This is a genomic window from Bombella dulcis (genome assembly GCF_026385505.1).
Classification (GTDB): domain Bacteria; phylum Pseudomonadota; class Alphaproteobacteria; order Acetobacterales; family Acetobacteraceae; genus Bombella; species Bombella dulcis.
In genome coordinates this window covers 482,958-508,227 of sequence record NZ_JANIDV010000001.1, presented here as the reverse complement: position 1 = coordinate 508,227, position 25,270 = coordinate 482,958, and the positions used below count along the sequence as shown (strand labels likewise).

The following is a 25,270-nucleotide window of genomic DNA, read 5'->3' as shown; positions in this document are numbered from 1 at the left end:
GGAGAGTGAGGTACGGACTTTGTTGGTATGGTCTTATCTGTTTGGGAGGGCTGGGTATATTGATGGCTGGAGTGCTGGTAGGTATCAATCTACGGCCAGTGAAGCGATTCCTAGAGCAAAAACTTCCAGAATGGTCAGATGGCATGGTTCAGGTCGAAGGGATGAGAGGAACCCTCCCATGGCATGTGTCTTTTTCTCATTTGGTGCTAAAAGATTCGCAGGGTGTATGGTTAGAAGGGCGGGATGCGAGTCTTCGTCTTGGACTTTTGGCACTACTGCGTAAACAGATCTATATACGCAATCTTTCTGCTGATTACCTTGATTACATTCGTAATCCTTTTTTCTCTTCAGTCCCAACAACTCAAACGAAGTCTTCGATGGGGTTGCCAGATTGGAGTGTTCAGGTTGACAGGTTGAATCTTTCCTTTCTGACGGTAGGACCAACTGTTTTTGGGCAGGCTGCCCGTTTGAGGATAGGGGGAAGGGCATCACTTGAAAGTCTGAGTGCTCTGACCAGTATGCCGTCGTTTGCCAGTATGCCTGTTATGCAATTGTTACTGAGAGCTGAGAGGCTGGATCATCCAGCGCACTTCTTGCTTGATCTAAAAGGAGAAAGGCACGAGTTGGAGGGGCGGCTTCATTATGATGAGGATGCGCGGGGTTTTGCCAGTTCTCCGGGGCATCTGAACATATTGGATCCTCTGGTCGTTGATATGTCCCTGAAGGGACCTTATCGGGCTTTGTCTGTGAAGCTGGATGTAAAGGCTGCCACGCAGCAGGATAAGCCATTAACAGTGGCCCTGAATGGTAATCTGGATCTTGTTCATCTGAAAGATGATCTGTCCCTTGCGTTCCATGCTCCTCCTATGACCATTCTGTCGGGTATCACTTGGGAGACATTGGATCTTTCGGCTGTTTTACATGGTGATATGCTGGATCCGCATGGGAGCATTCAGCTGGATGGTGCGGACATGACTGCCTCCGATAGTGGAGTTGGGCATCTGCATGTCCGGTTCGATGGTCAGGAGGGCGGATTACAGGCCATTCTTGCTCGTGATGAAGCTTCTTTCCAGAAGGCTCGTATCGGGAAGGATGCTGAGAGCAGGATTGCTCTTTCAGCTCGTCTGGATGGTGTCAGAATACCGGGGAAGTCACCCACTATCCTAGCTTCTGCTCCTCTCATCCTTACAGCCAGCGTATTGCCCTATCATGCGGGTAGACCGTATCAGATTCAGTTGGAACATGATGCCATTCGGCTGGGCATATCTGGTACTCTTACTTCAGTTCTGATGGGGCATGTGAAACTGGATGTGGACAGATTCCCGGATGTGACGGCTATGATTGGCCAGAAATTGAAGGGAGACGCCCATGCCGGTGGGGGGTTCACTCTGCCTTTATGGACCTCCGGGGAAATGAATGCTGCTCTGAATGGACATTTTGCCCTTAAGGAAGGGCCAGTTCAGGCCGTGGCCCTGATCGGAGATCAGGGGACATTGAATGTCCAGGTGAAACGACAGAAAAATGGAACGATCCAGCTGAAGCAGGCCTCTCTGGGAGGGAAGGGTTTTCAGATGGATGCGAGGGCAGATCTGGACCCTAAGCAGGTTCTGTCTGCCTCTCTGAGACTGCTTCTGCCTGATCTGAAGGTTCTTTCTTCTGCCTTGCGAGGTCATGCTCTGCTGGAGAGTGGTCTGAATGGTCCGACGACAGATCTCACCATGCAGACGCATCTGGGTGGGCAGCTCGGTGTTGTGCATGCAGGTGTTCCGATCCCGGAAGCCCCATTAGATCTGCATATGGATCTGGCCCATCTTCCATCACAGCCGCAGGGTACTCTGAAGATATCGGGTATACTGGATCGTTCTCCGCTGAAGATGCATATGGACTTTGCACGCAGGGCCGATGGGGAAATGATGGCCAGTCTTGATGCACTGGAATGGAAGGACCTGCACGGCAAGGCCGATATAGACCTGCCAGCCGGACGGCGTATCCCACGCGGTGATGTGGAACTGCGGATTGCCCGGTTGGATGGATTCAGCCATCTCATGGGAAGACCGATATCTGGTCATCTCCAGCTGGAGGTACATACTTTGTTGGGTTCACAGAGAGGAGAGGTCACTTCTGCACCTCATGATCGTCTGAATATGGGGCTTGATGGTCAGCTGCATATGGGCGGTTATGCTGTGAACATGGTGCGCCTGAAAGGTGAGATACAGCATCTCCAGGAAGAGCCATCGGTTGATATGGCTCTCCAGGTTTCCGGTCTGAAGGCGAATGAGATTACGGGCAATCTGAAGACGGTTGTGAAGGGGACGCAGTCTGCTCTAGGAGTGCAGGCAGATGGGGCTTTTGATCATGTAATGAAATCACCAGCTCATTTCAGTCTTGCAGCACAGGTTGATATTCCTGGGCAGAAGGTAAAGCTGACGAAGCTTCTGGCTGATCTGAAAGGAGATGCCGTACGACTGCTTGTACCAACTGTCGTGAAATATGGTCAGACGCTGGGCATCGAACATCTGGAGACCGAGCTGCGACCGCCTCATGGTATGGCGGGTCGGGTAAGTTTTAATGGTGATATCAGACCTGATCTGAATGTGGACGCTCGCCTGGATCATATAACAGCAGCTCTGGCTGAGCCGTTCATGCCGTCTCTTCATGTCATGGGTGAAGTGGGAGCTACTGCCAGACTGAAAGGCACTATGGCATCTCCAGCAGGGCGGATTGTTCTTGATGGAACAGGGCTGCGTTTTGTCAGTGAACAGACGGAAGCTCTTCCTGCAGGGAAACTGCATGTGCAGGCCGAGATGGACGGAAAGCAGGTTCTACTGCGCACGGAGTTACGGGCTGGGGATCCTGTGGCTTTCCTTGTTGCGGGTAAGGTGCCTCTATCTTCTGCGGGAGTGATGGACCTGACAGCCAGAGGGCGAGCTGTTCTTTCTGTAGCCAATGCGTTTCTTGGTGCGAATGGCATGGGGATCGGAGGACAGGTAAGTCTTGATCTGGGGATTAAAGGCTCCGTGAAGAAACCCCAGCTTACCGGAAGCATACAGCTACATGATGGTCTGTTTGATCAGTATGCTGACGGGGTGCATCTTCGTGGTATGGAAGGTTCGCTTACGGCCCGAGGTGATGTTTTGAACATTGATCACTTTATCGCACATGCGGGCCAGGGGACGCTGGGCATGGAGGGTATGGTTGGTGTCCTGAAGCCCGGAATTCCGATTGATCTCCGTTTCAGTATGGATAAAGCACAGCCGATTCAGAGTGATATGCTGACTGAAATGATTGACAGTCGTCTGCATATTCATGGGCAGGCGACGACACGGATTGATGTTGAAGGGGGGATCACTGTGCCGGAAGCCTCCATCACACTACCCGATTCCATGCCTGCCTCGGTTCCACAGCTGGAAATCATAACATCGGAACAGGCGAAGACGGTGCCCAGGATGGAACCAAAGATGGTTGTAGGGCTGAATATTGATTTCATATCTCCGGGGCGGCTTTTTGTACGGGGACATGGTCTGTTTGCCGAGATGCAGGGTAAATTGCACATCGGAGGTGTCAGTACGGCTCCAATTCTGACGGGTGGCATTGACCTGAAAAGGGGTAATTTCAATCTGGCCGGCATCAATCTTAACTTCACCCGTGGTCAGGTTGGGTTCAGTGGGGCCAGTGCGGCGCACAAACTTGATCCGACAATAGATTTTCGGGCGGATCGTAATGCCAACGGTACGTTGGCCAGTCTGCTGGTAAAGGGATACGCCAGCAATCCGAAGATTGATTTTGTTTCTACACCTAGTCTCCCTCGGGATGAGGTACTTTCCATTCTGCTGTTTGGAACAGACCGGGGTTCTCTTTCATCGACCCAGCTTGCTTCTTTGGGATTGGCGATTGTTCAGATCGGTGGTGGTTCGGCTTTTGATCCGATGGGCAAGGTGCGGGGTGCTTTGGGGCTAGATCATCTTGCCATTGGGGGTGGAAACAGTGTGGGAAATGGCGCTGCCAGTGTGGAGGCAGGAAAATATGTCATGAAAGGCGTCTATGTTGGGGCCAAGGAGGGGCTTTCAGGCAAAGGGGCTCAGGCCCAGGTGAAAGTTGATCTTACAAAACGGCTTCAGCTGAACACGACGGTCGGCACGGGAGGACAGGTTACGGGTTTCACAACTCCGGAGAATGATCCCGGCTCCAGCATTGGACTATCTTATGGGATAGATTATTGATGACTGGACAGGTAAACAGGAAAAACCGTTGCGTCATGACATCATGACGCTCTTGGAGAGGAACGATCATCATGCTGTTTCGGCCACGTGCTGTTTTTGCCGCTATTGCCTTTTCCTGTTTGACGTCAATGGCTGCTTCAGCTCAGGTTGTGACGGATTCTTCCCAGATTCAGCCAGGGTATTATAAAGTTGAACCGCAGCATACGCAGGTGAGTTTTTCGGTACTGCATTTTGGGTTCACCGTTTACGAAGGTCTTTTTTCAGGAGCTTCGGGTACATTGCAGCTTAATCCTCAGCAACCTGAATCTTCCAGTCTGTCCGTATCTTTGCCGGTGGCGTCCGTGCTGACGACCAGTAAAAAGCTTATGGAAGAATTAAGGGGCAGTGAGTGGTTGTCTGCTGACCAGTTTCCTAAAGCGGAGTTTGTATCGGTCAGTGTCAAGATGATCGGGCATAATGATGCGCTTGTAATTGGAAACCTGACGATGCATGGGATGACTCATTCTGAGACATTGCACGTTCATTTTGTTGGGGCAGGGGTTAACATGCTCGACAAAAAATACACTGTCGGCTTTGATGCAACAGCAACTATCAAGCGCAGCGATTTTGGCATCAAGATGTTCATACCGTATGTTAGTGATGAGGTGGAGCTGCGTATCGCCGGGGCTTTTGAGAAACAAGATGTAGCTCCTCCAACGTCCTCTGAGAATATGTAAGATCGTGTTTATTAAGTTCTTTTGGTTGGAAGATGCAGGCTTGTTGGCATAAGAATATTTTTTTTCACATAAAAATCCAATATTAAAAGAAGCGGAAAGAGAAATATTCCTCTCCACTTCTTTTAATTAAAAAAGAGCCTAAGGAAAGGGGCGATCAAGAAGACCAATTGCTCTCGAAGTCACCATAAAGAGTCAAGCCACCATCAACATACAATGTCTGTCCTGTGATGTAACTACTCTCTTCAGATGCAAGAAAGCCCATTGCATCAGCAATTTCTTTGCTTTCACCAGGACGTTTCATAGGAATGTGGCTGGCAACGGCTTCATACTGTTTCGGGTCTTTTACCCATGAATCATTAATCGGTGTTACAATCGCACCTGGTGCAACTGTATTAAACCGAATCCCACGAGATGCGTATTCTAGTGCTAACGTACGAACAATATTGTCTACCGCACCTTTGGAAGCTGAATATCCCAGATAATGCGGCTTGGGAATCAGCTGATGAACAGAAGAATTAACTACAACCCGCCCCTTAATACCGTGTTCCAACCAATAACGTAGAGCAGCCCGGCAACAAAGCATAACTCCCGTCACATTAACGGCCATGACACCCTCAAAATCGGCCAACTTAATCTGCTCAGAAGGTGAAGGTATCTGATAACCTGCATTGCAAATCAGAATATCAAGTCCCCTCATGCTCTCAATACTCTTCTGAAAAATACTGTCGATGGATGTTTCCTGCGAAACATCACCGGCAACAATAACATGATTGCCAGACGAGATCTTAGGGAGACTCTCCAAAACAGGTTTCAATTTTTCTTCTTTACGACCATTGATGGCAACCTGTGCACCATGCTGCGCAAAATACTGCGCAGCAGCTTCACCAATCCCTTGAGATGCTCCGGTGATCAGGACCTTTTGCCCCTCAAAACGCTTTGATGACGGCGTGGACATAACCGCAAACCTTTCCCGTTAGGATTCTGAAGAAATCCCCTCCCGAAAAACATATCTGGGGGAGGGGAAGAAATGGGATCAGGCGTTCTTCATAGTCTGGGTCAGAGCTTCCAGAACTTTAGCCGGATCTTTGTTTTCTAATACAGCTAGCTCAGCGACAAAACGCTCCTGAGCAGCTTCAAAAAGTTTACGTTCAGAGAAACTACCATCAAGACTATCAACGTTTCGTCGAAGATCTCGAAGAACCTCAGCTATCTGAACCAGATCACCGGAGTTGATCTTTTCCTGATAGGCAACAGCACGACGTGCCCACATACCACGACTGACATGCGGCTTGCCCTTGATGACAGCCATTGCCTTATCAACGATCTCACGAGTAGCAATTTTACGCAGACCAGATTTACGGGCCTTGGCCAGTGGAATCCGTAATGTCATCTGATTTCCAGGAAAAGAAATCTGGATCATATCGATCTTTGTATCAGCGATTTCTTCTTCACCAATCCGGTCCACACGGCCCACACCATGGGCAGCATAAACAATGGCGTCACCCTCGCGGAAAGGATTCTTTTCCTGCTCTGGGTCTTTCTGACGGGCAGTGTGCTCGGCGGCCGCACGGGCCATCTCGTCAGTGACACCACCCTTCTGGGGCATTCTGAAGCTGTTGTTCATGTACGGGAGGATAACAGAAAAACACGAATATGTCTTGCATAACGTAACGGACTACCCTCCCGTAACCATTCAGGATCAAATGTTCAGGGCATCTGTCCAAAACGGGGCGTCGGTAAAGGATGATATTTCATTCCCAATGGCTGAAGCAGATCACGTTCAATCGTACGGCTGATAGTCAACATGGGTAGCGAGTGAGGACTGACTTTGAAAGGTTCCTGAAGATTGCGTCCACTACGATCAAGCATCTGAAAAAGTACGCCAATAATACTGGAGCCTAACGGAGTAATCCATCCAAGTGTCTGCACAGCCGAGAGAGGAAGAAGGATACAGAACAGATGCGTTACAGCATTCGGTAGAATGGAATACTGTATCGGTAACGGCGTATTGCGGATACGTTCAAGCCCGCCTTGGGCGTTGGCCAGATCAGAAAGAATACGATCTACCGTACCATGTACAGCTCCATCCACACTTCTTTCGTTCACCAGTTTCTGGACGGATTGTCCGATTCTGTAGAGAAGGGCATTTGCTGGATTGCCACAGGAGAAAACGAACTTATAGGTTTCCTCATCCAGAAGTGTACCAATGGCCTCATCTGGCTTGTTGCCACTTAATGAAGATTTCAGAATATAAGGATAAGCTGCCATTGCTCGGACAACATCAGGCTGTCCCCCGAGCAATGAATCGACCTCTCTTCCAAAAGACCGGCAATTATTTGTGATTGATCCCCAGAGCGTACGTCCTTCCCACCATCGGGCATAGGCAGCGTTGTTACGAATACCCAGAAAAATAGCCAGGGCTGATCCCATGAGGGAAAAAGGTAGGGCAGGTTGTTCCATCCATTCCTGATGGAAAATCTGGAAGAGAATGACTACAATGCAGTCCCACCCCGTCAGAATGACAAGCGGTGGAATAATCTCTCGGAACAGTATGGAAATGCCGTAGCGGCGTTTGATGATCAAGGTGGCAAATTCCTCACATACGGAGTGGTGAAGATGTCAGGGCTTGAAGCCCGCTCATTCTGTGGCACAATTCGGGCTGAAGAAACAGCGATAGATCAGGATAACTAAAAAATGGACGTTCGCGCCGCAATTGCTCTTGAAGCAGGAAAACCACTGGTCGTAGATACCGTCCAGCTGGAAGGCCCCCGTGACGGGGAAGTCTTGGTGGAAATTATGGCCACAGGACTGTGCCATACGGACAAATACACGCTTTCTGGAAAAGACCCTGAGGGCCTTTTCCCATCCATCCTGGGTCATGAAGGTGCTGGAATCGTCCGTGAAGTCGGGGCAGGCGTAAAACATCTTAAGCCCGGCGATCATGTCATTCCTCTTTACACACCGGAATGTCGTGAATGCCCATCCTGTCTTTCCCGCAAGACGAATCTCTGCACATCCATTCGTGGTACGCAGGGGAAGGGGCTGCTGCCTGATGGAACAACCCGTTTTTCTTACAAGGGGAAACCGGTTCACCATTATATGGGGTGTTCCACATTTGCCAACTTTACAGTCATGCCGGAAATCGCTCTTGCAAAGATTCGGCACGACGCCCCCTTCGACAAGGTATGCTATATCGGCTGTGGCGTGACCACTGGTATTGGTGCCGTGCTCTTCACGGCTAAAGTTGAAGCAGGATCTACCGTGGCTGTTTTTGGACTCGGTGGAATCGGTCTGAATGTCATTCAGGGAGCAAAGATGGTTGGGGCCAGCAGAATCATCGGCGTCGACATTAATCCTGAACGTGAAGCCATGGCACGAAAATTCGGCATGACAGAGTTCGTAAACCCCAAAGACCTGGGGGAAAATGGCGATTTGGTTGGTCACCTTATTGAACTGACCGGTGGTGGTGCCGACTATACGTTCGAATGTGTTGGTAATGTATCCCTGATGCGTCAGGCATTGGAAAGTGCCCATCGTGGCTGGGGTATATCCTGCGTGATCGGTGTTGCTGGTGCCGGCCAGGAGATCAGTACGCGTCCGTTCCAGTTGGTCACCGGGCGTCGCTGGATTGGTTCTGCCTTTGGTGGTGCTCGTGGCCGTACGGATGTTCCAAAGATTGTGGATTGGTACATGGAAGGACGAATCAATATTGATGACCTCATCACCCATGAAATGAAGCTGGATGATATCAATAAAGGGTTCGAGATGATGGAACGTGGCGAAGGCATCCGTAACGTTGTGAATTACACATTATGACGGACAGTTCTTTCACACTTATTGAACGTCATGCCTGCTGTGGGGGGGAAGTCCGCTTCCTCTCCCATCAGTCTCGTGAACTCGGGCTGCCTGCCCGGGTCAATATTTTCTTACCGAAGGAGGCTCTAGGAGGAGAGTCTGTTCCAGCCATCTATGTTCTGGCTGGATTGACCTGCAATCAGGATACGTTTCTCATCAAGAGCAACGCCATCCGTTATGCAGCAGAATATGGCCTTGCTCTTGTGGCACCAGATACCTCTCCACGAGGGGCTGATGTTGCCGGTGAGGATGATACGTATGATCTGGGGGCAGGGGCTGGTTATTACGTCGATGCCACATCTGACCCGTGGGCCGCTCATTACCGTATGGGGTCTTATATCCGTCATGAACTGCCTGCTCTGATAGAGCAGCATTGTCCCGTAAAGGCGGGATGTCGTGGTATTATGGGCCATTCCATGGGAGGCATGGGAGCATTGTCCATTGCTCTGGGAGATTCCGGGGCTTGGACAACCGTTTCTGCCTTTGCCCCTATCGCATCACCTTCACGGGTAGATTGGGGACAGAAAGCCACAGCTGCTTACTTCGGAGGGCATGAAGCAGAGTGGGGGCAGTACGATCCCTGCCTTCTGCTGAAAAGCGGGCGGACTCATCCGGGGACATTTCTGGTTGATCAGGGGCTTGATGATGAATTCTTGCCCCGTCTAATGCCTGACCTTCTCGAACAGGCTGCCAAGGATGCTGAACAGTCGTTACAGTTACGCCGTCATGAAGGTTATGATCACTCTTACTGGTTTGTTCAGAGTTTCATTCAGGACCATCTGAAGCATCATGCTGACGGTTTGCTCTGACCCGCGTTATTTCCGAATTGTAAAAGTCCCTCTTCAAGTCACGAAGAGGGACTTTTTTTGTCAGGAAGGAGTTTTTTCTCCATAGAGCGTCTCAGGCCTGATGTCTGGTTCAGTCAGGTTCTGGATGCCTGATGGGGTTAAAGATTGATAGAAACAGCTACGACGACCTGTGTGACAGGCAACTCCTTTCTGTCTGACGGTCAAAAGCAGACAGTCTGCATCACAGTCCAGAGAAGCAGAAATGAGATGCTGTTCCTGCCCGGAACTTTCTCCCTTACGCCAGAGTTTTTTTCGACTACGTGAGTAATAACAGACACGTCCTGTTGTCAGCGTCTCAGTCAGAGACTCACGATTCATCCATGCCAACATGAGAACTGTGGCGTTCTCATCCTGTGCGATAGCACAGATGAGGCCCTGCTCGTTGAACTGAACCTTATCTAGTAACGTATCCATAGTAGGCTGGGGAATAGCTTTCCATGCCATGTCAGGTCCCCTGTTCGTCATGAGAGTCTTCGTCTTTTGGTAACCAGTCAGGCCAGACCAGTTTAATTGGACGGTCAGTCAGCATCAGGTCGGATGCAGTCCATGCCTTTCGATGCAGTTGAGCTAGGCCATGCTGCCCAATATGGGACCGTAACTCACCGACATTCTGCCCTTTTGATGTAATAATGCCCTCATCGGGTAAAGGACGTTCATCAGCAGATATGATGGGCAGTATCCGTTTCCTAATAAGGCCTCGATAATGGGTTCGGGCTGTGACTTCCTGTCCCAGATAGCAGCCTTTCGTCCATGAAACGCCATGCAGATGGTCCATATTGGCCTCCAGAACCAGTGTCTGCCCGGGGGCGATATCTTCATCACTTGGCACGCCGATGTGAAGATGACGGGTCAACAGGGTGGTATCATGGTTGACGGCAGAAGAACCGGACACAATAGCCCGCCAGCCAAGAGAAGGATGTCGAGGATCCAGAGCCTGAATAATGGCATTCTCCGGTGGTGAAGTGTCTGGTGCCCCTGTCATGATGGCACCGTCCAGCAGCTCAATCTCTACATCGGCTCGCAGTCTGAAACGACGAAGCGATTTCATGAAAGATTCAGCCTTTTCTTCTGGAAGGTCTAGCAGGAGGGCCGTGTCTGTTTTCCAGAGAAAAAAAAGTGTCTGGATACGTCCCTGAGCATTGAGCATGGCAGCCCAGCAGGTCCTTCCGACCGGTAGAGACTGGGCATCATTGGTTATGAGACCATTCAGAAAGCTGACTCTGTCATTTCCTGTTAACGAAATGACAGCACGGCATAAAAGATGGTTGCGCTTCATCATTGTCCGCATGATAGTGATGGATATGGGAAAGGGTACTCCGCCCTATTCCGGCATGAGATGCAAGGTACCATTTCAGGCTACCGGATGATCAAAAGGGATTTTAAAACCTTGGCAACAGATGAGATCGTCAATCCTGCCATTGATACTACCGGTCGGCGGTGGCAGCTCTTCCAGTTCATCGGGCCAATCCTGGGAGTGATCCTGGTCATTGTGACTATTGCTCTGGTTACTCTGTATACATACCGGACCATGCGGGAAGGAGCGATCACCCTTTCACGCAATCTACTCAGAAGTCAGCAGCGTTATATCACGGAGGAAGTCAGCCACTATCTGTCACCGGCAACGGGAATTTCTTTCATGGCGAGTGGTCTGCTCGCCAGTAACGACATGAAAGTCAATGCTGACAATTTCATGGCTCTGGGGCGTTCGGTTCTGCGGGGTATGCCACATGTGGACAGTTTCTACATGGCGGACGATCAGGGGCATTTCTGGATGTCAGCCCGGCGGGAAGGGGAGTATGAGGAAACAACTCTTCAGCAGGAAGATGGTGCTCCCTACTATCGTCACAGAATAACTGACAAGGATGGGCGTTTCATTTCCACAGACAGGCTGTCGGCGGAAGGATATGACCCGCGTTTGCGTCCCTGGTACAAAGGGGCACTTCGTTTTGAAGACCGTACACCAGACCATCGTCTGTTCTGGACGGATCCCTATCCCTATCTCTCAACACATCAGTTTATTGTGACGGCGTCCATGGCCTTTCGTCTGTTGGATGGCCGTCACGTTGTTTTTGCCATCAGTATTTCGCTTAATCAGCTTACGAGCTTCGTTAATAGTCTCAAGGTGGGAAAAAGCGGGCAGGCCGTGATCGTGGATCTGAGCGGGCATGTCATTGCCGGTCATAATATGATGGATATTGGCAAGCCCGGCTTTGATGCCACTAATGTGCATCTGGACCCTAAGACCCAGCCCGTCTTCGTTAAAGCTCTCAATGTATTCCGTGTACTGGGAGACGGAACAGGGATGGTGAGAGCAAGGGGTGAGAATTACGTTACCATTGCTTCTGCCATGCCTCTGGCTAAACGATCATGGGTGCTGCTGCTGAATGCCCCTGAGAGTGACTTTGCAAGTTTCACGCATGCCGTACAGAAACAGGCAGTCTATTTCTCCATTATCATCGTTGGATTGGCACTAATACTTGCCATGGGGCTGATCTATCAGGGGCGGCGCGTTGTACGTCTTCAGAAAGACCTGACTGCGGTTGCAGAAAAAAAGAAGGAAGATAACGTCGTCCTTCTTAGGATTACCAATACTGAAGGACTTTTGAATTCTGAGCGGGAACAGCCTTACTTCAGTGAAGCATTGGCAGAGCGGGCATCCGCCCGTCGGGCCAGTATCTGGCGGCTGCTTTCCGATGGAAACCGTCTGCTCTGTGAAGACATGTTTGATCGAGGACGTGATGCGCATGGTTCCGGCATGGAACTGACCCGAACCGGACATCCTGGCCTGTTTGAATGTCTGGACGGTGGACATGTGATTGATCTTCCCAATGCAGAAGAAGATCAGCGTTTCCAGAGCGTGCAGCGCGTGTTCATGCGTATGATTGGCTCTCGTCATCTGTTTTTCCTTCCAGTGATGGAAGAACATCGTCCGGTGGGGGCCATCATGCTTGAAGACCCGTATCAGCTAGGTGAAGCTGATCGTGTTCTCATGCTGATTGCGTCCGTACTTGCCGTTCGGTTCGGGCATGTGCAGGAGGAAGAGAGAAAGCTGACTCCTCAACAGCCTGGGCAGATGCCTGTGCAGTCTTTAGCCCGTCAGTCAAAGCCGCAGATGCGTGTTGTTGAAGGGTTTCTTCTTCAGCCTGATGAGAAAGAAGGGGATAGTCGGCCTGCTGCGGGTCTTTATCCAACTGTTCCGATTATGGTGCTGGAGTTTTCCGAGTCTTACTCCTCCAACAAGGATACAGCGCAGGCCATGCTGGAACTGGTCGCTGAACTTGTGAGCAAGATTGAAGCGATTGCGAAGGAAAGGGGCTTATTCTCTGCTCAGATAGCCGGGAACCGCTTCATTTTTCTGGGAAGCTGCTCCCAGAATGTGGATGCCGAAGGAGCTGTCTGTCTGGCAGAGGCAGCTATTGGCATTCGTGAGGCCTGTCTGATGGTCATTTCCCGGATGAATACACAGCTCATGTTCCGTATCGGGATTGACGTTGGACCAGTTCTCATCGCCTATTTTGGTGAGAAGTGCGACATCTTCAACCTCTGGGGGGAAGGTCTGACAATGGCTGAAGCTCTGGCCCATAATGCGCCTGATGGTGGACAGATTCAGGTTTCCGAGCGTGCTTATCAGACATTGCAGGGTGCTTTCCTGTTCCGTCTGAGAGGTGAGTTCTTCCTGCCTAATAATGGTATTTCCAATAGCTATATTCTGGCGGGAAGGAGTGAGACCGCCGTGGCAGGAAATGCATGAATTTTTTTGAGCGTTTTGCCATTATCAATAGCGGTTTGGCTATACTGGGACGTTTTTCCCGGTCTCAGCCCCGCTTTTTCTTGATCATGGTCGGAGCTGCCTGGGGGGTGCTTTATGAAACATTGCACCCCAGTGCATGGCGGCGGACGGTCATCATTGAATTCCGTCGGAACCTGCGTCAGCTTGTCGGTAGTGGTTTTTTCAGCGTTGTCGTGGTGGCCGTCATTACGGGGCTGGGCTTGGTGTCGCAGGCTGTCTACTGGCTTGGTTTTGCGGGCATGTCCCAGATGACAGGAAGTCTGATTTCAAGCGTTTTGTTACGGGAAATAGCTCCCATTCTAGTGGGAGTTATTCTGCTGGGACGATCGGGTATGCTGATGCTGACGGAGATGGGAAATCTGACAACTGGTGGACGGCTCAAGATACTGACAGGGATGGGTATTGATCCTTTTCTGGTGTTCGTTGTGCCACGTACTATTGCCACCACCGTCAGTGGCTTCACGCTGGGAACCATTTTCAGTGTGATTGCCCTGGCCATGGGATATGTGGCCTGCTGGGCAAAAGGAATTGTAACTACCTCGATCTGGTCCTTCATTTTTGAAGTCGTCAACAGTATGGAACCAGGAGATTATCTGGGTATTCCTCTGAAATTTCTTCTGAGTGGGGCAAGTGTCGGTCTGTGTTGCTGTCTTTCCGGTATGGATGTGACAGCTGAGGACAACCTGACCACCTTCATGCCACGGGGGTTTTCGCGGGGGATAATGTCCATTCTAGTCATCAATGTATTGATTGACGTTATTCTGGGGAGCTTCTGATGGCTGAGGATACAGCTCTCTCAGAAAGTGATTATGGCTTTATTCTGAAACTGGATGATGCCGTTCCTGTATCAGATTCAACAGGATTACCTCCGGTAAAATATAACCTTGCCATGGAAGCTGGTGAATGTGTGTTCGTGGAATGTCGGGATAATTTCAGGACATCGCAGTTTGCGGATTTCTGTGCCGGTCTTCTGCCAGTTAAACAAGACGCAGCGACAGGGAGGGAGCAGGGAACAGTCAAATGTATGGGGCTGGACTGGGCGGAGCTTGATGAAAGACGGGCACAGGCCCTTCGTGGCAGGATCGGCCGTATAACAGAAGAAAGTGGCTGGATAGACCTCTATGAGATGCATCTGAATATTTTATGGCCAAGTCTGCATCATAGTCGTGCCCCCTATGACCAGTTGGTGGAAGAGGCCGTTCATCTTTCTCGGTCATTTGGTCTGCCTGGTCTTCCAACACAGCTGCCTGAGAAACTGTCTCCTCTGGATAGGAAGCGTTCAGAATATGTGAGGGCTTTCATGAACAGGCCTTCCTTGCTTTTACTTGAGAATCCCGTCAGTCTCAGTGCGCCTGTTGAACTGTATAATGCGTTTCTGACTGAATTGACGGCAGCAAGGGAGCGTGGCTGTGCGGTGTTATGGATCGGATCGGAGCGTTCGGCATGGGCTGGTTATGCAAGACCGGGTATGCAGCGTTTCCGGCTTGGTAATAATGGTCTCGTAAAGTGAGAGATATGTGATGCGTCCTTTACGCTTGCGTCGGAACTCTGGTCTGGCTGCTCCCTTGTTCAGAAGTTCCTTCATGGATGAATGGGTAGGACTGCTGGTTCTGCTATCTTTCGTCATCTTGACCGCTGCATTGATTGAGGCTGGTTTTCTCAAACAGTGGCTTACCCCAGCTGGTCGGCTTCATTTTGTTCTGCCAGAGAGTGGTGTGGCAGGACTGGCTGTTAATAATGATATTGAGGTCATGGGGGTTCGTGTAGGCGAGATTCGTAAACTGGACCTCAACGAGTCGGGGCGCATGTATGCAGAAGGTACAATCGAACCTCATTTTGAACGCTATATCCGTAGCGATAGTGTGGCGACCATCAAGCGTCGTCTCGTTGTGACAGGAGCCGGTTATATCGAGATCAGTCGTGGGCAGGGTGCTCCCCTGAACTGGGATTATGCTGTGCTGAATACCAGTGTCGAGCCAAATCCAGCCGACATGATTGTTCAGACCCTGGTAGACCTGCGTGCCCGCCTTATGCCTGCCATGGACAATGTGGAAGAAATTACCAAGCAGGCACGGGATATCATGGTGGATCTTCATGCAGGCAAGGGAACAGCTGGTGCGTTACTCACAAAGGAAGAGACAGCCCGGCGAGTCAATACGATCCTGAAATCTTTGAATCAGGCCATTCAGGATGTGCAGCCCCTTGAGAAAAAACTCCAAATTACTCTGAATGAAGCCAATGGCACCATGCGGAATGTTCATAGCATGACCGATGGTCTGAAGGGTGCCACTCCGGATATGAAACGGACCATTCATAATGTGGCTGATGCAACTGAACAGTTGCCAGCTGTTCTGGCTGAGGCTGAGGCCACGGCGGACAGTTTACGCAAGTTGAGCGACCAGTTGCGGAGTCTATGGATATTGGGTGGTCATGGCGGCAGCAACCGTCGGCCTACCCGTAGACTTCCGGCCCATGAGGTGCGGCCATGAAACTCCGTTCCTACATCATAGTCTTACCTTTATGTGCAGGATTTCTTTCCGGATGCTTTGGTGGCGGGCATGGTGAATGGGAGGACTCGCATTATGCGAGCATGATGGAAGCAGCCGACAGCGTATTCAAGCTTGGTTATATCAAGCAGGCTCAACAGCAATATGCAATAGCTCTGGACCGGGCTTTCCTGATTGATGATCCACGGGCGATTCATGATGCTGGATTTAATCTGGCGATCAGTGAACTGCGTCTGAAAGATTATAAAACCAGCCTGGCAACGCTTGACCGTGTTTCGGAAGCTTTGACTGCAAGAGGATGGACTGCAGCTCAGCGGGCGGACTTGCATCTGGTGCGTTCGTCCATTTTTTATGGTCAAAAATCATGGCGGGCTGCTGGTCACGAGGCCAATCTTGCTAAAAGCAGTATGGATAACAGTATATGTTTAAAGGCCTATGCCATGAGTGGGTTTGCCGCATCTGAATTATCTGATCGAACAACATTGGAAGATACTATCAATCATCTGACAGCCACCAAGAAGGCAACTGACCATGAGCAGGCTGATCTGAAAGAGCTGTTTGTTCGTCGTTTTATGATGGACCAGAACTGGTCACAGGCTGCTGATGGAGCTAGAGACCTGGTTAAAATTCGTGAGGAAGAGATGGATTATGAAGCAATGCGTCGGGCGTTGCTTCTGGAGGTAAGAGCTTTACGGGCTATGGGGCAGCAGAATATGGCCTCTGATGTCATGAAGCAGTTTTCTGATAGCGTGAAAGCACAGGGAGTGCAATAAAAACGCTCCAGAATCATTTCTGGAGCGTTTTCGTAAAAACTTAAAGCTTTCATCAAGCTGTGGCGGCTTTTTGTACTATCGGACTCATCCCTAGCATGGCAAGCAGTTCCGTATCCCTGTTCTGTGCGGGGTTTGGCGTCGTCAACAGTTTCTCTCCCCAAAAAATGGAGTTTGCACCGGCCAGAAAACAGAGAGCATGAGTAGATTCAGACATGTTTTCACGTCCGGCGGCTAGGCGGACGTGGCTGGCTGGCATCATAATGCGGGTTGTGGCGATGACACGAGCAAACGTGATGGGATCTACTGTTTCTTCATCAGCGAGTGGTGTGCCTTCAACTCGAACAAGGAGGTTGATAGGGACACTCTCTGGATGAGTTGGTAGATTGGCTAGAGTGGTCAGTAATCCTGCACGGTCCTGTACATCTTCACCCATACCGATGATTCCGCCACAGCAAACCTTGATGCCGGCTTCCCGCACATTGGAAAGCGTATCCAGTCTCTGCTGATAGGTCCGTGTCGTGATGATCTTTCCGTAAAAATCTTCGGATGTATCAAGATTATGATTGTAATAATCCAGTCCTGCTTCTTTCAGACGGGCAGACTGGCTGGGTGTCAGCATGCCGATGGTTAGACATGTTTCAAGGCCAAGAGATTTGACCTCCTTGACCATCTGGCAGACAGCATCAAGGTCACGGTCTTTTGGGGAGCGCCATGCTGCTCCCATGCAGAAACGGCCTGCTCCAGCTTCTTTTGAGCGTCTTGCGTCGGCGATGACACGCTCCAGTGGCATGAGCTTTTCTGCCGCCATGCGTTTGTCATGATGTGCACTCTGAGGGCAATAGGAACAGTCTTCCGGGCATCCTCCGCTCTTGATGGAAAGCAGGGTTGATATCTGTACCTTCGTAGGGTCAAAAAATTGCCGATGCGTCAGCTGGGCCTGAAAGATCAGTTCCGGAAAGGGTAGCGCAAGCAGGACTTCTGCTTCTTCGCGGGTCCAGTCGTGCCGGAGGATGGCCGTCTGCGGCGAGGGGCAGGTCTGTTCAGTCATTCTAGCTTTCGTCTCCAGGGTTGGCCGCCTACATCTACCCAAAAGCCGCTCAGTATGCCATCTGAAAAGTATGGCAAATGCATGAAGTGTTAATGCCGTTATGGAAAAAGAGGGTATCTCTATGAAACATTGGCAGATTGATCAGATGGATTGGGACGCTTTTGATGCAACAAAGGTGAACCCCGATATTCTTGCTGTGGTGAAAGCTGCATCCGTGGTGGAGCGCAACGCGCGAGACTATACCCTTTATCTTAAGAATGTATTTCATGATGACTCTGGATTTAGTGATGCTGCATTAAATTGGGCAGAAGAAGAGGTCCAGCATGGGGATGCACTTGGGAAATGGGCCATGTTGGCTGATCCCGGATGGAATTACGTCGAAGCCTTTGACAAGTATCGGGAGGCATACAAGATTGATACGGAAGTTTCAGCATCCATCAGGGGGTCTCGTACTGGTGAATTGATCGCTCGCTGCATGGTGGAAACGGGTACTTCTTCTTTCTACACGGCGTTGGCTGATGCAACAGAAGAACCTGTATTGAAGGCTGTCTGCAAACAGATTGCGGCAGACGAGTATCGTCATTTTAAACTATTCTATGACAATATGCATCGGTATCTGGAACGGGAGAAACTGGGCCGATGGTTTCGTCTTCGTATTGCCTTGAGCCGTCTTATGGAAGGTGAGGATGATGAGCTGGCAACGGCATTCTATATCACGAACGGTGAACGATTTAGCTCCTATGACCACAAGAGCTGTATTGCCGCTTATATGGCACGTGCCCTCTCATTCTATCGGCAGCGTCACCTTGATCGCGTCACAGCCATGATCCTGAAGACGTCGGGGCTGACTCCTCACTCCAGAATGCAGCAATGGCTGGCCAGGGGGCTGCATGCCCTGATTTCCTGGAAACAAAAGTCCTTTGCCCGCCAGCTTGTCAGTCAGGCCTGACACAGTCTGATACCGTAACGTCTTTTCAGTCGGGGTTGTTTCATGAAAATTCCATCATTCCGTTCTGCCCTGAAACAGGGCACCGTGCTCGTAGCCGTGGGGGTAGGTCTGGCCTTGGGTGGTATGACCATGAGCCACGCTACAGCACAGTCTGCCTCCGTTCAGCCTTACAGGAATGGTTGGGGATTTGATCAGGCGGGCATGGATACATCCGTGTCACCGGGACAGGATTTTTTCACCTATGCCAATGGCCGGTATATCAGACAGCTCTACATCCCCGATGATATGAGCAGTTACGGGCCTTTTCACGTTCTTTTTGAACTTTCCCAGGCAAGGCAGAAAGCCCTGCTGGTGGAATTGCTTCCGTACGCTGAAGTAGGAGACGAACGGAGCAAGCTGGCCACTTACTATAGCAGCTTTCTGGACCAGAAAGCCGTTGATGCCAAAGGCGGTAAGCCTTTGGAGCATGAGCTGGACCAGATACGGAACTCTGAAGACAGACCTTCTCTGGCCCGTCTATTTGGTCTGGCTTCCAGTTCGATGCTGTATAGCCCATTCGCTCTGGATATCGAACAGGACCAGCGGGACCCTGAGCATTACATGCTCATGCTGGATCAGGGTATGAGCATTGGAATCAGTGGTGGGCTGGGACTGCCGGATATCAGTTACTACACCAGTCCGAACCTGGCTGCCCAGAAGAATGCGTATCGGGCCTACGTTGCCAAAATGCTGTCTCTGCTTAAATGGCCAGATCCGGAAAACAATGCTTCGGCCATCGTAGCACTGGAAACCTCTCTGGCTAAAGTTGAGGTGCCACGGGACCAGACGCGGGACCCTGTCAAACTGTTCAACCCCATGACAGTGCAGCAGCTTGTTGCTCTGGCTCCTGATATTGACTGGGTTACTTACCTGCGCACCATGGGAGTTCCTGAAGCTGGGCTTATGAAGCGGGTAATTGATGTGCGGGAGCCGAAATCAATTGCTGACATGGCTCGAATCATTGCAGGCACAGATAAGGTGACCGTCAAGGCGTGGCTTGCTTTTCATCTTGCTGACAATGCGGCTCCTTATCTGTCACATGAATTTTCAGATGCATCTTTTAATTTTAATGGCCGAATTCTGACGGGAGTAACCAGGCAGCCCGTCCGCTGGAAGAGGGCGGTTCGTGTAACAAATACGGCCATGGGATGGGCCTTGGGGCGTCTTTATGTGCAGCGTTATTTTCCACCTGATGCCAAGGAGCGGATTACTGCTCTTGTGAACGAGCTGAAAACGGCCTTCCGTTGGAGGCTGGAGCATAATGACTGGATGGATGCCTCTACAAGACAGGCTGCACTGGTCAAGCTGGATCATTTTGCCATGCAGGTCGGTTATCCCAAGAAATGGTGGGACTATTCAGCACTGATCATCAAGAAAGGTGATGTGTACGGCAATGCGTCACGCAGTACCGCTTTCAACTGGCGTCATCGCCTTGAGCAGCTTGATCGTCCTGTGGATCGGGATGAATGGGATATGACACCTCAGACGGTCAATGCTTATAATGATCCAGTAAAGAATGAGATTGTTTTTCCTGCTGCTATCCTGCAACCACCATTTTTTGATCCCAAGGGTGATATGGCGGTCAATTATGGCGGTATAGGTGGTGTCATCGGGCATGAAATGAGCCATGGTTTTGATGATCAGGGGCGGCATTATGATGAGCACGGCCGTCTTCATGACTGGTGGAGTCATGAAGCATCACTCGCTTTTGAGGCCAGAGCCAAAAAGCTCGGTGCGCAATATGATGCAGAGGAGGTCCTCCCCGGCCTGCATGTAAATGGCAACATGACCATGGGGGAAAACATTGCCGATCTGGGGGGACTGAATCTGGCTCTACAGGCCTATCATGATAGTTTGCACGGAAAAGCGGATGGAACTGTGCACGGATGGACAGGCGATCAGCGTGTTTTTCTTGGTTGGGCGCAGGTATGGCGTGAGAAGGACAGACTTGATGCTCTGAAACGTCAGGTATTATCCAACGAGCATGCTCCTGCCAGAAGCCGGGTCAATATGCCCGCTCATAATATTGACCTCTGGTATCAGGTTTTTGGTGTGAAAGCAGGGAACAGACTGTACCTCGCGCCAGAGCAGAGGGTCAAAATCTGGTAATGGGGGAGGAAAAGCCCATCATGAAAGTTCTCCGGTTCTGAGAGGAAAAGCGGAAGCGGGGCTTCACAAACTATCGGACGGTAGCTATCCCCGGATTTGCTTTTTCATCATGCGAGGCTTTCATGTCATATCTCACTATCGGTCATCTCTACACAGCGTTGCATGCTGCTTGTGCCAGTGGCGTGGCACGTGTCATCGAAGCGAATGGTGAAAATGTTGCCTACGCCGATCTGGGATATGACGAGCGTCTTCAGGCTCTGGATGATGGTGAGATCGATCTCCTCGTATCCGCGTGGTTCCCACGAGATGAGGCTGTTTTGTCTCATGGGCATGAGGTCATTGGCAGCCTGTATCATCCCGAACTGAATTTTTCGGCACTGAAAAAAGCCGGAAAGGGAAACAGGCGTTGGGATGCTGGGGAATTTTCATCTCTCGTGATGACAGCTGATGCCCGTCCCTTTGTTGAGAACGCCTTTATACGACAGCCCGATCTTAAGGTACTTCCTCTTGATATCGTAGCAACAGAGGAGATATTGCCCCGCCTGCAACAGGATGAGGCAAATGGGAAATGTCCGCTTGTGGCGGTGTGGCAGCCTCATGCCGTGTTCCATACAGATATGCTGGAGAATCTGTCTGATGGAGATCTGCTTGACGGGCAGACACAGACAGCAAGGCTGGTTCTACGGAAAGGGCTTCGTGATGAGGTGGATGAGGATATGATTGATGAACTTTCCATCATGATGCTGAGCAATAAGGTCATGAGTGCCCTCGATCATGCTGTCAGTATTGAAGGCATGGGACCAGAGGAAGCTGCTGAATCGTGGCAGCGTGGGCGTCTTATTCCTCGCTGATATTCCATAACATCGCTTAATTTGAGGATGGAGGTGTCTGCATGACACGTCATGCGTTTGTATTCCCCGGTCAGGGAAGTCAGTCCGTTGGCATGGGGCTTGAGCTGTACAAAGCTTTTCCCGTAGCGCGTACTGTTTTTGAAGAAGTGGATGAAGCTCTCAGGATGAGCTTGTCCCATCTGATTTTTGAAGGTGATCCGTCTGAACTGACAGCAACGGAAAATACCCAGCCTGCCCTGTTTGCAGTTTCCATGGCCGTTGTGCGGACTCTGGAGCATGAAGGTGGTTTTTCTCTGAAGGAGAAGGCTGCCGTTCTGGCAGGGCACTCCCTTGGGGAATATGCTGCTCTGACCGCTGCAGGTGTCATGGACATTGCCGAAGGTGCCCGTCTTCTGCGTCTGCGTGGCCAGGCCATGCAGCGGGCTGTCCCGGCTGGACAGGGGGGGATGGCTGCTATCCTTGGTGTAGAGCCGGAGCTGGCTCAGGAAATCTGCAATGAATGTGCCCAAGGTGAAGTTCTGGAAATCGCCAATGATAATGGTGGTGGTCAGATTGTCATTTCCGGGCATCTTGGTGCCGTAGAGCGTGCCATGGTTGCAGCTAAAGATAAGGGAATCCGTCGTGTCGTGCAGCTGCCTGTCTCGGCACCTTTTCATTCATCCCTGATGGCTCCGGCGGTAGAAGAGATGAAGGAAGCACTGGCTGCAGCAGCGTTCAGGTCTGCTGAGATTCCGGTGATTGCAAATGTGACAGCAGAAGAAGTGTCTCAGCCTGATGAGATTCGTGACCTGTTGGGCAGGCAGATCACTGGTCAGGTTCGCTGGCGTGAAACAGTTCTTGCCATGCCGGGCAAGGGTATTAGCTGCCAGCATGAGCTGGGTGCGGGGAAGGTTCTGACGGGTCTGGCCCGTCGTATCGTACCGGATATGAGTGCTGATCATGCTGGTACCCCGGCAGATATCGAAACAATGCTGAAAAGCCTGTAAGGGGGTAAATCTGATGTTTTCTCTTTCTGGTAAACTGGCCCTTGTAACGGGGGCTTCCGGCGGGATTGGTGCAGCAATTGCCCGTCAGCTTCATGAACGTGGTGCAATCGTTGTTCTGAGCGGAACACGGGAAGGTGCTCTTCAGGAAGTGGCCTCCACTCTTGGTGGCGAGCGTGTGCATGTCGTACCGGCCAATCTGTCTGATGATGCCCAGGCCGATGGTTTGATCGCCCGTGCTGAAGAAGTGTCCGGGCAGCCGCTGGATATTCTTGTCAATAACGCTGGACTGACGCGGGATACGCTGGTCATACGGATGAAGGATGAGGACTGGTCACAGGTCCTCAAGGTTGATCTGGAAAGCCCCTTCCGGTTGGCCCGTGCGGCCCTGAAGGGTATGCAGCGTCGCCGGAGTGGTCGTATTATTTCCATCGCTTCCATTGTGGGAACAACGGGAAATCCGGGACAGGCCAATTATTCTGCTGCAAAGGCAGGTCTGGTGGGGATGAGCAAGTCCCTTGCGCAGGAGGTTGGACGTCGTGGTGTAACAGTGAATGTTGTGGCACCAGGCTTTGTGGAAACAGCAATGACGGATGTTCTGCCAGAAGCCGTACGGGAAAAGTTGCTGGGCAATATTCCGCTTGGCCGTATGGGACGTCCGGAAGATGTGGCCTCAGCCGTGGTTTATCTAGCTTCCGACGAGGCTGCATGGGTGACGGGGACGACACTCCATGTTAACGGTGGAATGACTATGGTCTGAAAAATTTGGCGTTTGCAGGAAAACATGCTAAGCGCGGCCTGCTTGGCCTGACCAAGGATCAGAGTATGGCTTCATTGCCGGGCATTTCCATGTCCTGAAGCTGACAAGCAGGCAGGTTTTTTCTTAGGTACACCCGGTAGGGTAACAAGGATTTAAGGCAGATGAGTAACGAAATCGCTGACAAGGTGAAGAAAATCGTTGTCGAGCACTTGGGCGTTGAAGAAGATCAGGTGAAGCCGGATGCTTCCTTCATTGACGATCTTGGTGCTGACAGCCTGGATACCGTTGAGCTGGTCATGGCTTTCGAGGAAGCATTCTCCGTTGAGATTCCGGAAGATGCTGCTGAGAAAATTGCTACCGTGAATGATGCCATCGAGTACATCACCAAGCAGAAAGCTGCCTGATTCCTGTTACTGGAATCGGACGGTCAGGGAACAGGCTGGTCAAACAGTTCTGTTCCCGCCATAAGAGAGAGCGAAGCGGGAACTCCGTTTCGCTCTATGCATATTCAGGAAATGATGAGGTAAGGCGTCGATGAGCGGCTCTGGAACGAACAGAAAACGTGTGGTCGTTACGGGAATAGGCGTAGTAAGCCCGTTGGCTGTTGGTGCAGAACTGACATGGAAACGCCTTATTGATTCTCAGTCTGGTATCGGTCCGATCACGCATTTTGATGCGTCTGGTCTTCCGGCGCAGATTGCGGGTGAAGTGCCTGAGGGTCCGACTGCAGATGGTGGGTTGACTCTTTCTGATTGGATTCCTGTCAAGGAACAGAAGAAGATGGATCGCTTCATCCATCTTGGTCTGGCTGCAGGTATTCAGGCTGTGGAAGATTCAGGCTGGAAGCCTGAAACGGAGGAAGACTGCTGTGCCACGGGCGTGATGATGGGGTCCGGTATTGGTGGCCTGAAGACAATTTACGATAACTCCGTTGCAGTATCTTCCGGGAAGGCTCGTCGTCTTTCACCGTTCTTCATTCCGTCATCGTTGATCAATCTTACCGCCGGTCATCTTTCCATTCGGTATGGGTTCAAAGGGCCGAACCATGCGGTTGTAACGGCCTGTGCCTCTGGTACCCATGCCATTGGGGATGCATCCCGTTTGATTCAACATGGTGATGCCAAAGTGATGGTTGCCGGTGGCGCAGAAGCAGCAGTCTGTGAACTGGGTATTGCTGGTTTCTGCTCCGCTCGTGCCCTTTCCACAGGGTTCAATGAGAATCCGATAGGGGCTTCCCGTCCATGGGACAAAGAGCGTGATGGTTTTGTCATGGGGGAAGGGGCTGGTGTGCTGGTTCTGGAAGAATACGAACACGCCAAGCGTCGAGGTGCCAAGATTTATGGTGAAATTGGTGGTTATGGCCTGTCGGGCGATGCCTACCATATTACGGCTCCCGCCGAGAATCATGAGGGGGCCTATCGTGCCATGCAGGCAGCTTTGGAAGACGCACGGGTAACGCCGTCTGACATTGGCTATGTAAATGCCCATGGTACTTCCACCATGGCGGATGATCTCGAGTTGGGAGCTGTTGAGCGTCTCTTTGGTGATGCCGCTTCTAAAACCAGTATGTCGTCCACCAAATCTGCTATTGGGCATCTTCTGGGTGCTGCTGGTGCTGTGGAAGCTATTTTCTGTCTTCAGGCCATGCGTGATGGTATTCTGCCGCCAACACTTAATCTCGACAATCCTGCCAGTGAAAGTGCGATTGATCGTATCCCGCACAAGGCAAAAGAGAAGCAGGTGGACGTAGCTCTTTCCAATAGTTTCGGTTTTGGTGGAACAAATGCCAGCCTGATCCTGAAGCGGTTCAAGGACTAATATT

The 25,270-nt window shown here is 50.9% G+C and carries 22 protein-coding genes; 16 read left to right on the top strand and 6 right to left on the bottom strand.

All coding sequences use genetic code 11. The annotated features are described in order from the left end of the window. The first annotated feature begins 5 nt into the window (after positions 1–5). On the top strand, positions 6–4,220 hold the full coding sequence (locus NQF87_RS02295) for a translocation/assembly module TamB domain-containing protein (RefSeq protein WP_266126799.1): 4,215 nt from the start codon (positions 6–8) through the stop codon (positions 4,218–4,220). 71 nt (positions 4,221–4,291) lie between these two features. After that, positions 4,292–4,936, top strand: a complete 645-nt coding sequence (locus tag NQF87_RS02290) for a YceI family protein (RefSeq protein WP_266126798.1) — start codon at positions 4,292–4,294, stop codon at positions 4,934–4,936. A 154-nt stretch (positions 4,937–5,090) separates the two neighbouring features. Here the strand turns inward: NQF87_RS02290 and NQF87_RS02285 are convergent, their stop codons facing one another. The 3 genes from NQF87_RS02285 to NQF87_RS02275 form a co-directional block, all read right to left on the bottom strand. Next, the gene (locus NQF87_RS02285; protein WP_266126797.1) at positions 5,091–5,891 is read right to left on the bottom strand and encodes an SDR family NAD(P)-dependent oxidoreductase; all 801 of its coding nucleotides are present in this window, start codon (positions 5,889–5,891) and stop codon (positions 5,091–5,093) included. A gap of 78 nt (positions 5,892–5,969) precedes the next feature. Beyond that, on the bottom strand, positions 5,970–6,560 hold the full coding sequence (locus NQF87_RS02280; RefSeq protein WP_266126796.1) for a CarD family transcriptional regulator: 591 nt from the start codon (positions 6,558–6,560) through the stop codon (positions 5,970–5,972). Between the two features lie 83 nt (positions 6,561–6,643). Then, positions 6,644–7,519, bottom strand: a complete 876-nt coding sequence (locus NQF87_RS02275; protein ID WP_266126795.1) for a bestrophin family protein — start codon at positions 7,517–7,519, stop codon at positions 6,644–6,646. 111 nt (positions 7,520–7,630) lie between these two features. Here NQF87_RS02275 and NQF87_RS02270 point away from each other — a divergent pair, with 111 nt between their 5' ends. Both NQF87_RS02270 and fghA read left to right on the top strand, forming a co-directional pair. Beyond that, the gene (locus tag NQF87_RS02270; RefSeq protein WP_266126794.1) at positions 7,631–8,752 is read left to right on the top strand and encodes an S-(hydroxymethyl)glutathione dehydrogenase/class III alcohol dehydrogenase; all 1,122 of its coding nucleotides are present in this window, start codon (positions 7,631–7,633) and stop codon (positions 8,750–8,752) included. Next, positions 8,749–9,600: an S-formylglutathione hydrolase gene (fghA, locus tag NQF87_RS02265; RefSeq protein ID WP_266126793.1), complete on the top strand. Its 852-nt coding sequence runs from the start codon at positions 8,749–8,751 to the stop codon at positions 9,598–9,600. Before NQF87_RS02270 ends, fghA begins: the two co-directional genes overlap by 4 nt. A 60-nt stretch (positions 9,601–9,660) precedes the next feature. Here the strand turns inward: fghA and hisI are convergent, their stop codons facing one another. Further along, the gene (gene hisI, locus NQF87_RS02260) at positions 9,661–10,083 is read right to left on the bottom strand and encodes a phosphoribosyl-AMP cyclohydrolase (protein ID WP_266126792.1); all 423 of its coding nucleotides are present in this window, start codon (positions 10,081–10,083) and stop codon (positions 9,661–9,663) included. 1 nt (position 10,084) lies between these two features. Beyond that, positions 10,085–10,687: a CAF17-like 4Fe-4S cluster assembly/insertion protein YgfZ gene (gene ygfZ, locus NQF87_RS02255; protein WP_266126791.1), complete on the bottom strand. Its 603-nt coding sequence runs from the start codon at positions 10,685–10,687 to the stop codon at positions 10,085–10,087. 339 nt (positions 10,688–11,026) lie between these two features. Between ygfZ and NQF87_RS02250 the strand changes: the two genes are divergently transcribed. The 5 genes from NQF87_RS02250 (at position 11,027) to NQF87_RS02230 (ending at position 16,709) form a co-directional block, all read left to right on the top strand. Further along, positions 11,027–13,390 (top strand): cache domain-containing protein, encoded by a 2,364-nt coding sequence (locus tag NQF87_RS02250; RefSeq protein WP_266126790.1) that lies wholly within the window; start codon positions 11,027–11,029, stop codon positions 13,388–13,390. Then, positions 13,387–14,205, top strand: a complete 819-nt coding sequence (locus NQF87_RS02245) for an MlaE family ABC transporter permease (RefSeq protein ID WP_266126789.1) — start codon at positions 13,387–13,389, stop codon at positions 14,203–14,205. Before NQF87_RS02250 ends, NQF87_RS02245 begins: the two co-directional genes overlap by 4 nt. Next, complete coding sequence (locus tag NQF87_RS02240; protein ID WP_266126788.1) at positions 14,205–14,939, top strand: P-loop NTPase family protein; 735 nt, start codon at positions 14,205–14,207, stop codon at positions 14,937–14,939. The genes NQF87_RS02245 and NQF87_RS02240 overlap by 1 nt, the downstream gene beginning before the upstream one ends. 73 nt (positions 14,940–15,012) lie before the next feature. Continuing rightward, on the top strand, positions 15,013–15,918 hold the full coding sequence (locus NQF87_RS02235; RefSeq protein ID WP_266126787.1) for an MlaD family protein: 906 nt from the start codon (positions 15,013–15,015) through the stop codon (positions 15,916–15,918). Continuing rightward, entirely contained in the window at positions 15,915–16,709 is a 795-nt protein-coding gene (locus NQF87_RS02230; RefSeq protein ID WP_266126786.1) for a hypothetical protein, read from the top strand. Before NQF87_RS02235 ends, NQF87_RS02230 begins: the two co-directional genes overlap by 4 nt. A 52-nt stretch (positions 16,710–16,761) precedes the next feature. Here the strand turns inward: NQF87_RS02230 and bioB are convergent, their stop codons facing one another. Next, complete coding sequence (gene bioB, locus NQF87_RS02225; RefSeq protein ID WP_266126785.1) at positions 16,762–17,757, bottom strand: biotin synthase BioB; 996 nt, start codon at positions 17,755–17,757, stop codon at positions 16,762–16,764. A 121-nt stretch (positions 17,758–17,878) separates the two neighbouring features. On the opposite strand from bioB, the gene NQF87_RS02220 reads away from it, so the two are divergent. From NQF87_RS02220 to fabF, 7 genes are all read left to right on the top strand, one after another. Next, positions 17,879–18,706 (top strand): ferritin-like domain-containing protein, encoded by an 828-nt coding sequence (locus NQF87_RS02220; RefSeq protein WP_266126784.1) that lies wholly within the window; start codon positions 17,879–17,881, stop codon positions 18,704–18,706. A gap of 42 nt (positions 18,707–18,748) precedes the next feature. Then, the gene (locus NQF87_RS02215) at positions 18,749–20,854 is read left to right on the top strand and encodes a M13 family metallopeptidase (RefSeq protein WP_266126783.1); all 2,106 of its coding nucleotides are present in this window, start codon (positions 18,749–18,751) and stop codon (positions 20,852–20,854) included. A 122-nt stretch (positions 20,855–20,976) separates the two neighbouring features. Then, a complete protein-coding gene (locus tag NQF87_RS02210; RefSeq protein WP_266126782.1) occupies positions 20,977–21,705 on the top strand; it encodes a glycine betaine ABC transporter substrate-binding protein in 729 nt (242 codons plus the stop codon). Positions 21,706–21,746: 41 nt separating this feature from the next. Continuing rightward, the gene (fabD, locus tag NQF87_RS02205) at positions 21,747–22,691 is read left to right on the top strand and encodes an ACP S-malonyltransferase (RefSeq protein WP_266126781.1); all 945 of its coding nucleotides are present in this window, start codon (positions 21,747–21,749) and stop codon (positions 22,689–22,691) included. 13 nt (positions 22,692–22,704) lie between these two features. Next, positions 22,705–23,448: a 3-oxoacyl-[acyl-carrier-protein] reductase gene (gene fabG, locus NQF87_RS02200; protein ID WP_266126780.1), complete on the top strand. Its 744-nt coding sequence runs from the start codon at positions 22,705–22,707 to the stop codon at positions 23,446–23,448. Between the two features lie 161 nt (positions 23,449–23,609). Continuing rightward, complete coding sequence (locus NQF87_RS02195) at positions 23,610–23,852, top strand: acyl carrier protein (RefSeq protein ID WP_182040683.1); 243 nt, start codon at positions 23,610–23,612, stop codon at positions 23,850–23,852. Positions 23,853–23,982: 130 nt separating this feature from the next. Beyond that, positions 23,983–25,266, top strand: coding sequence for a beta-ketoacyl-ACP synthase II (gene fabF / locus NQF87_RS02190; protein WP_266126779.1), 1,284 nt, complete (start codon positions 23,983–23,985; stop codon positions 25,264–25,266). Positions 25,267–25,270: the final 4 nt, after the last annotated feature.

Coding starts and splice junctions, on each gene's coding strand:
- fabF (WP_266126779.1), top strand. CDS start 23,983: ATGAGCGGCTCTGGAACGAACAGAAAACGTGTGGTCGTTACGGGAATA.
- NQF87_RS02245 (WP_266126789.1), top strand. CDS start 13,387: ATGAATTTTTTTGAGCGTTTTGCCATTATCAATAGCGGTTTGGCTATA.
- NQF87_RS02285 (WP_266126797.1), bottom strand. CDS start 5,891: ATGTCCACGCCGTCATCAAAGCGTTTTGAGGGGCAAAAGGTCCTGATC.
- fabD (WP_266126781.1), top strand. CDS start 21,747: ATGACACGTCATGCGTTTGTATTCCCCGGTCAGGGAAGTCAGTCCGTT.
- NQF87_RS02230 (WP_266126786.1), top strand. CDS start 15,915: ATGAAACTCCGTTCCTACATCATAGTCTTACCTTTATGTGCAGGATTT.
- fabG (WP_266126780.1), top strand. CDS start 22,705: ATGTTTTCTCTTTCTGGTAAACTGGCCCTTGTAACGGGGGCTTCCGGC.
- NQF87_RS02210 (WP_266126782.1), top strand. CDS start 20,977: ATGTCATATCTCACTATCGGTCATCTCTACACAGCGTTGCATGCTGCT.
- hisI (WP_266126792.1), bottom strand. CDS start 10,083: ATGGCATGGAAAGCTATTCCCCAGCCTACTATGGATACGTTACTAGAT.
- fghA (WP_266126793.1), top strand. CDS start 8,749: ATGACGGACAGTTCTTTCACACTTATTGAACGTCATGCCTGCTGTGGG.
- NQF87_RS02215 (WP_266126783.1), top strand. CDS start 18,749: ATGAAAATTCCATCATTCCGTTCTGCCCTGAAACAGGGCACCGTGCTC.
- NQF87_RS02235 (WP_266126787.1), top strand. CDS start 15,013: ATGGATGAATGGGTAGGACTGCTGGTTCTGCTATCTTTCGTCATCTTG.
- NQF87_RS02270 (WP_266126794.1), top strand. CDS start 7,631: ATGGACGTTCGCGCCGCAATTGCTCTTGAAGCAGGAAAACCACTGGTC.
- NQF87_RS02195 (WP_182040683.1), top strand. CDS start 23,610: ATGAGTAACGAAATCGCTGACAAGGTGAAGAAAATCGTTGTCGAGCAC.
- ygfZ (WP_266126791.1), bottom strand. CDS start 10,687: ATGAAATCGCTTCGTCGTTTCAGACTGCGAGCCGATGTAGAGATTGAG.
- bioB (WP_266126785.1), bottom strand. CDS start 17,757: ATGACTGAACAGACCTGCCCCTCGCCGCAGACGGCCATCCTCCGGCAC.
- NQF87_RS02240 (WP_266126788.1), top strand. CDS start 14,205: ATGGCTGAGGATACAGCTCTCTCAGAAAGTGATTATGGCTTTATTCTG.
- NQF87_RS02280 (WP_266126796.1), bottom strand. CDS start 6,560: ATGAACAACAGCTTCAGAATGCCCCAGAAGGGTGGTGTCACTGACGAG.
- NQF87_RS02220 (WP_266126784.1), top strand. CDS start 17,879: ATGAAACATTGGCAGATTGATCAGATGGATTGGGACGCTTTTGATGCA.
- NQF87_RS02290 (WP_266126798.1), top strand. CDS start 4,292: ATGCTGTTTCGGCCACGTGCTGTTTTTGCCGCTATTGCCTTTTCCTGT.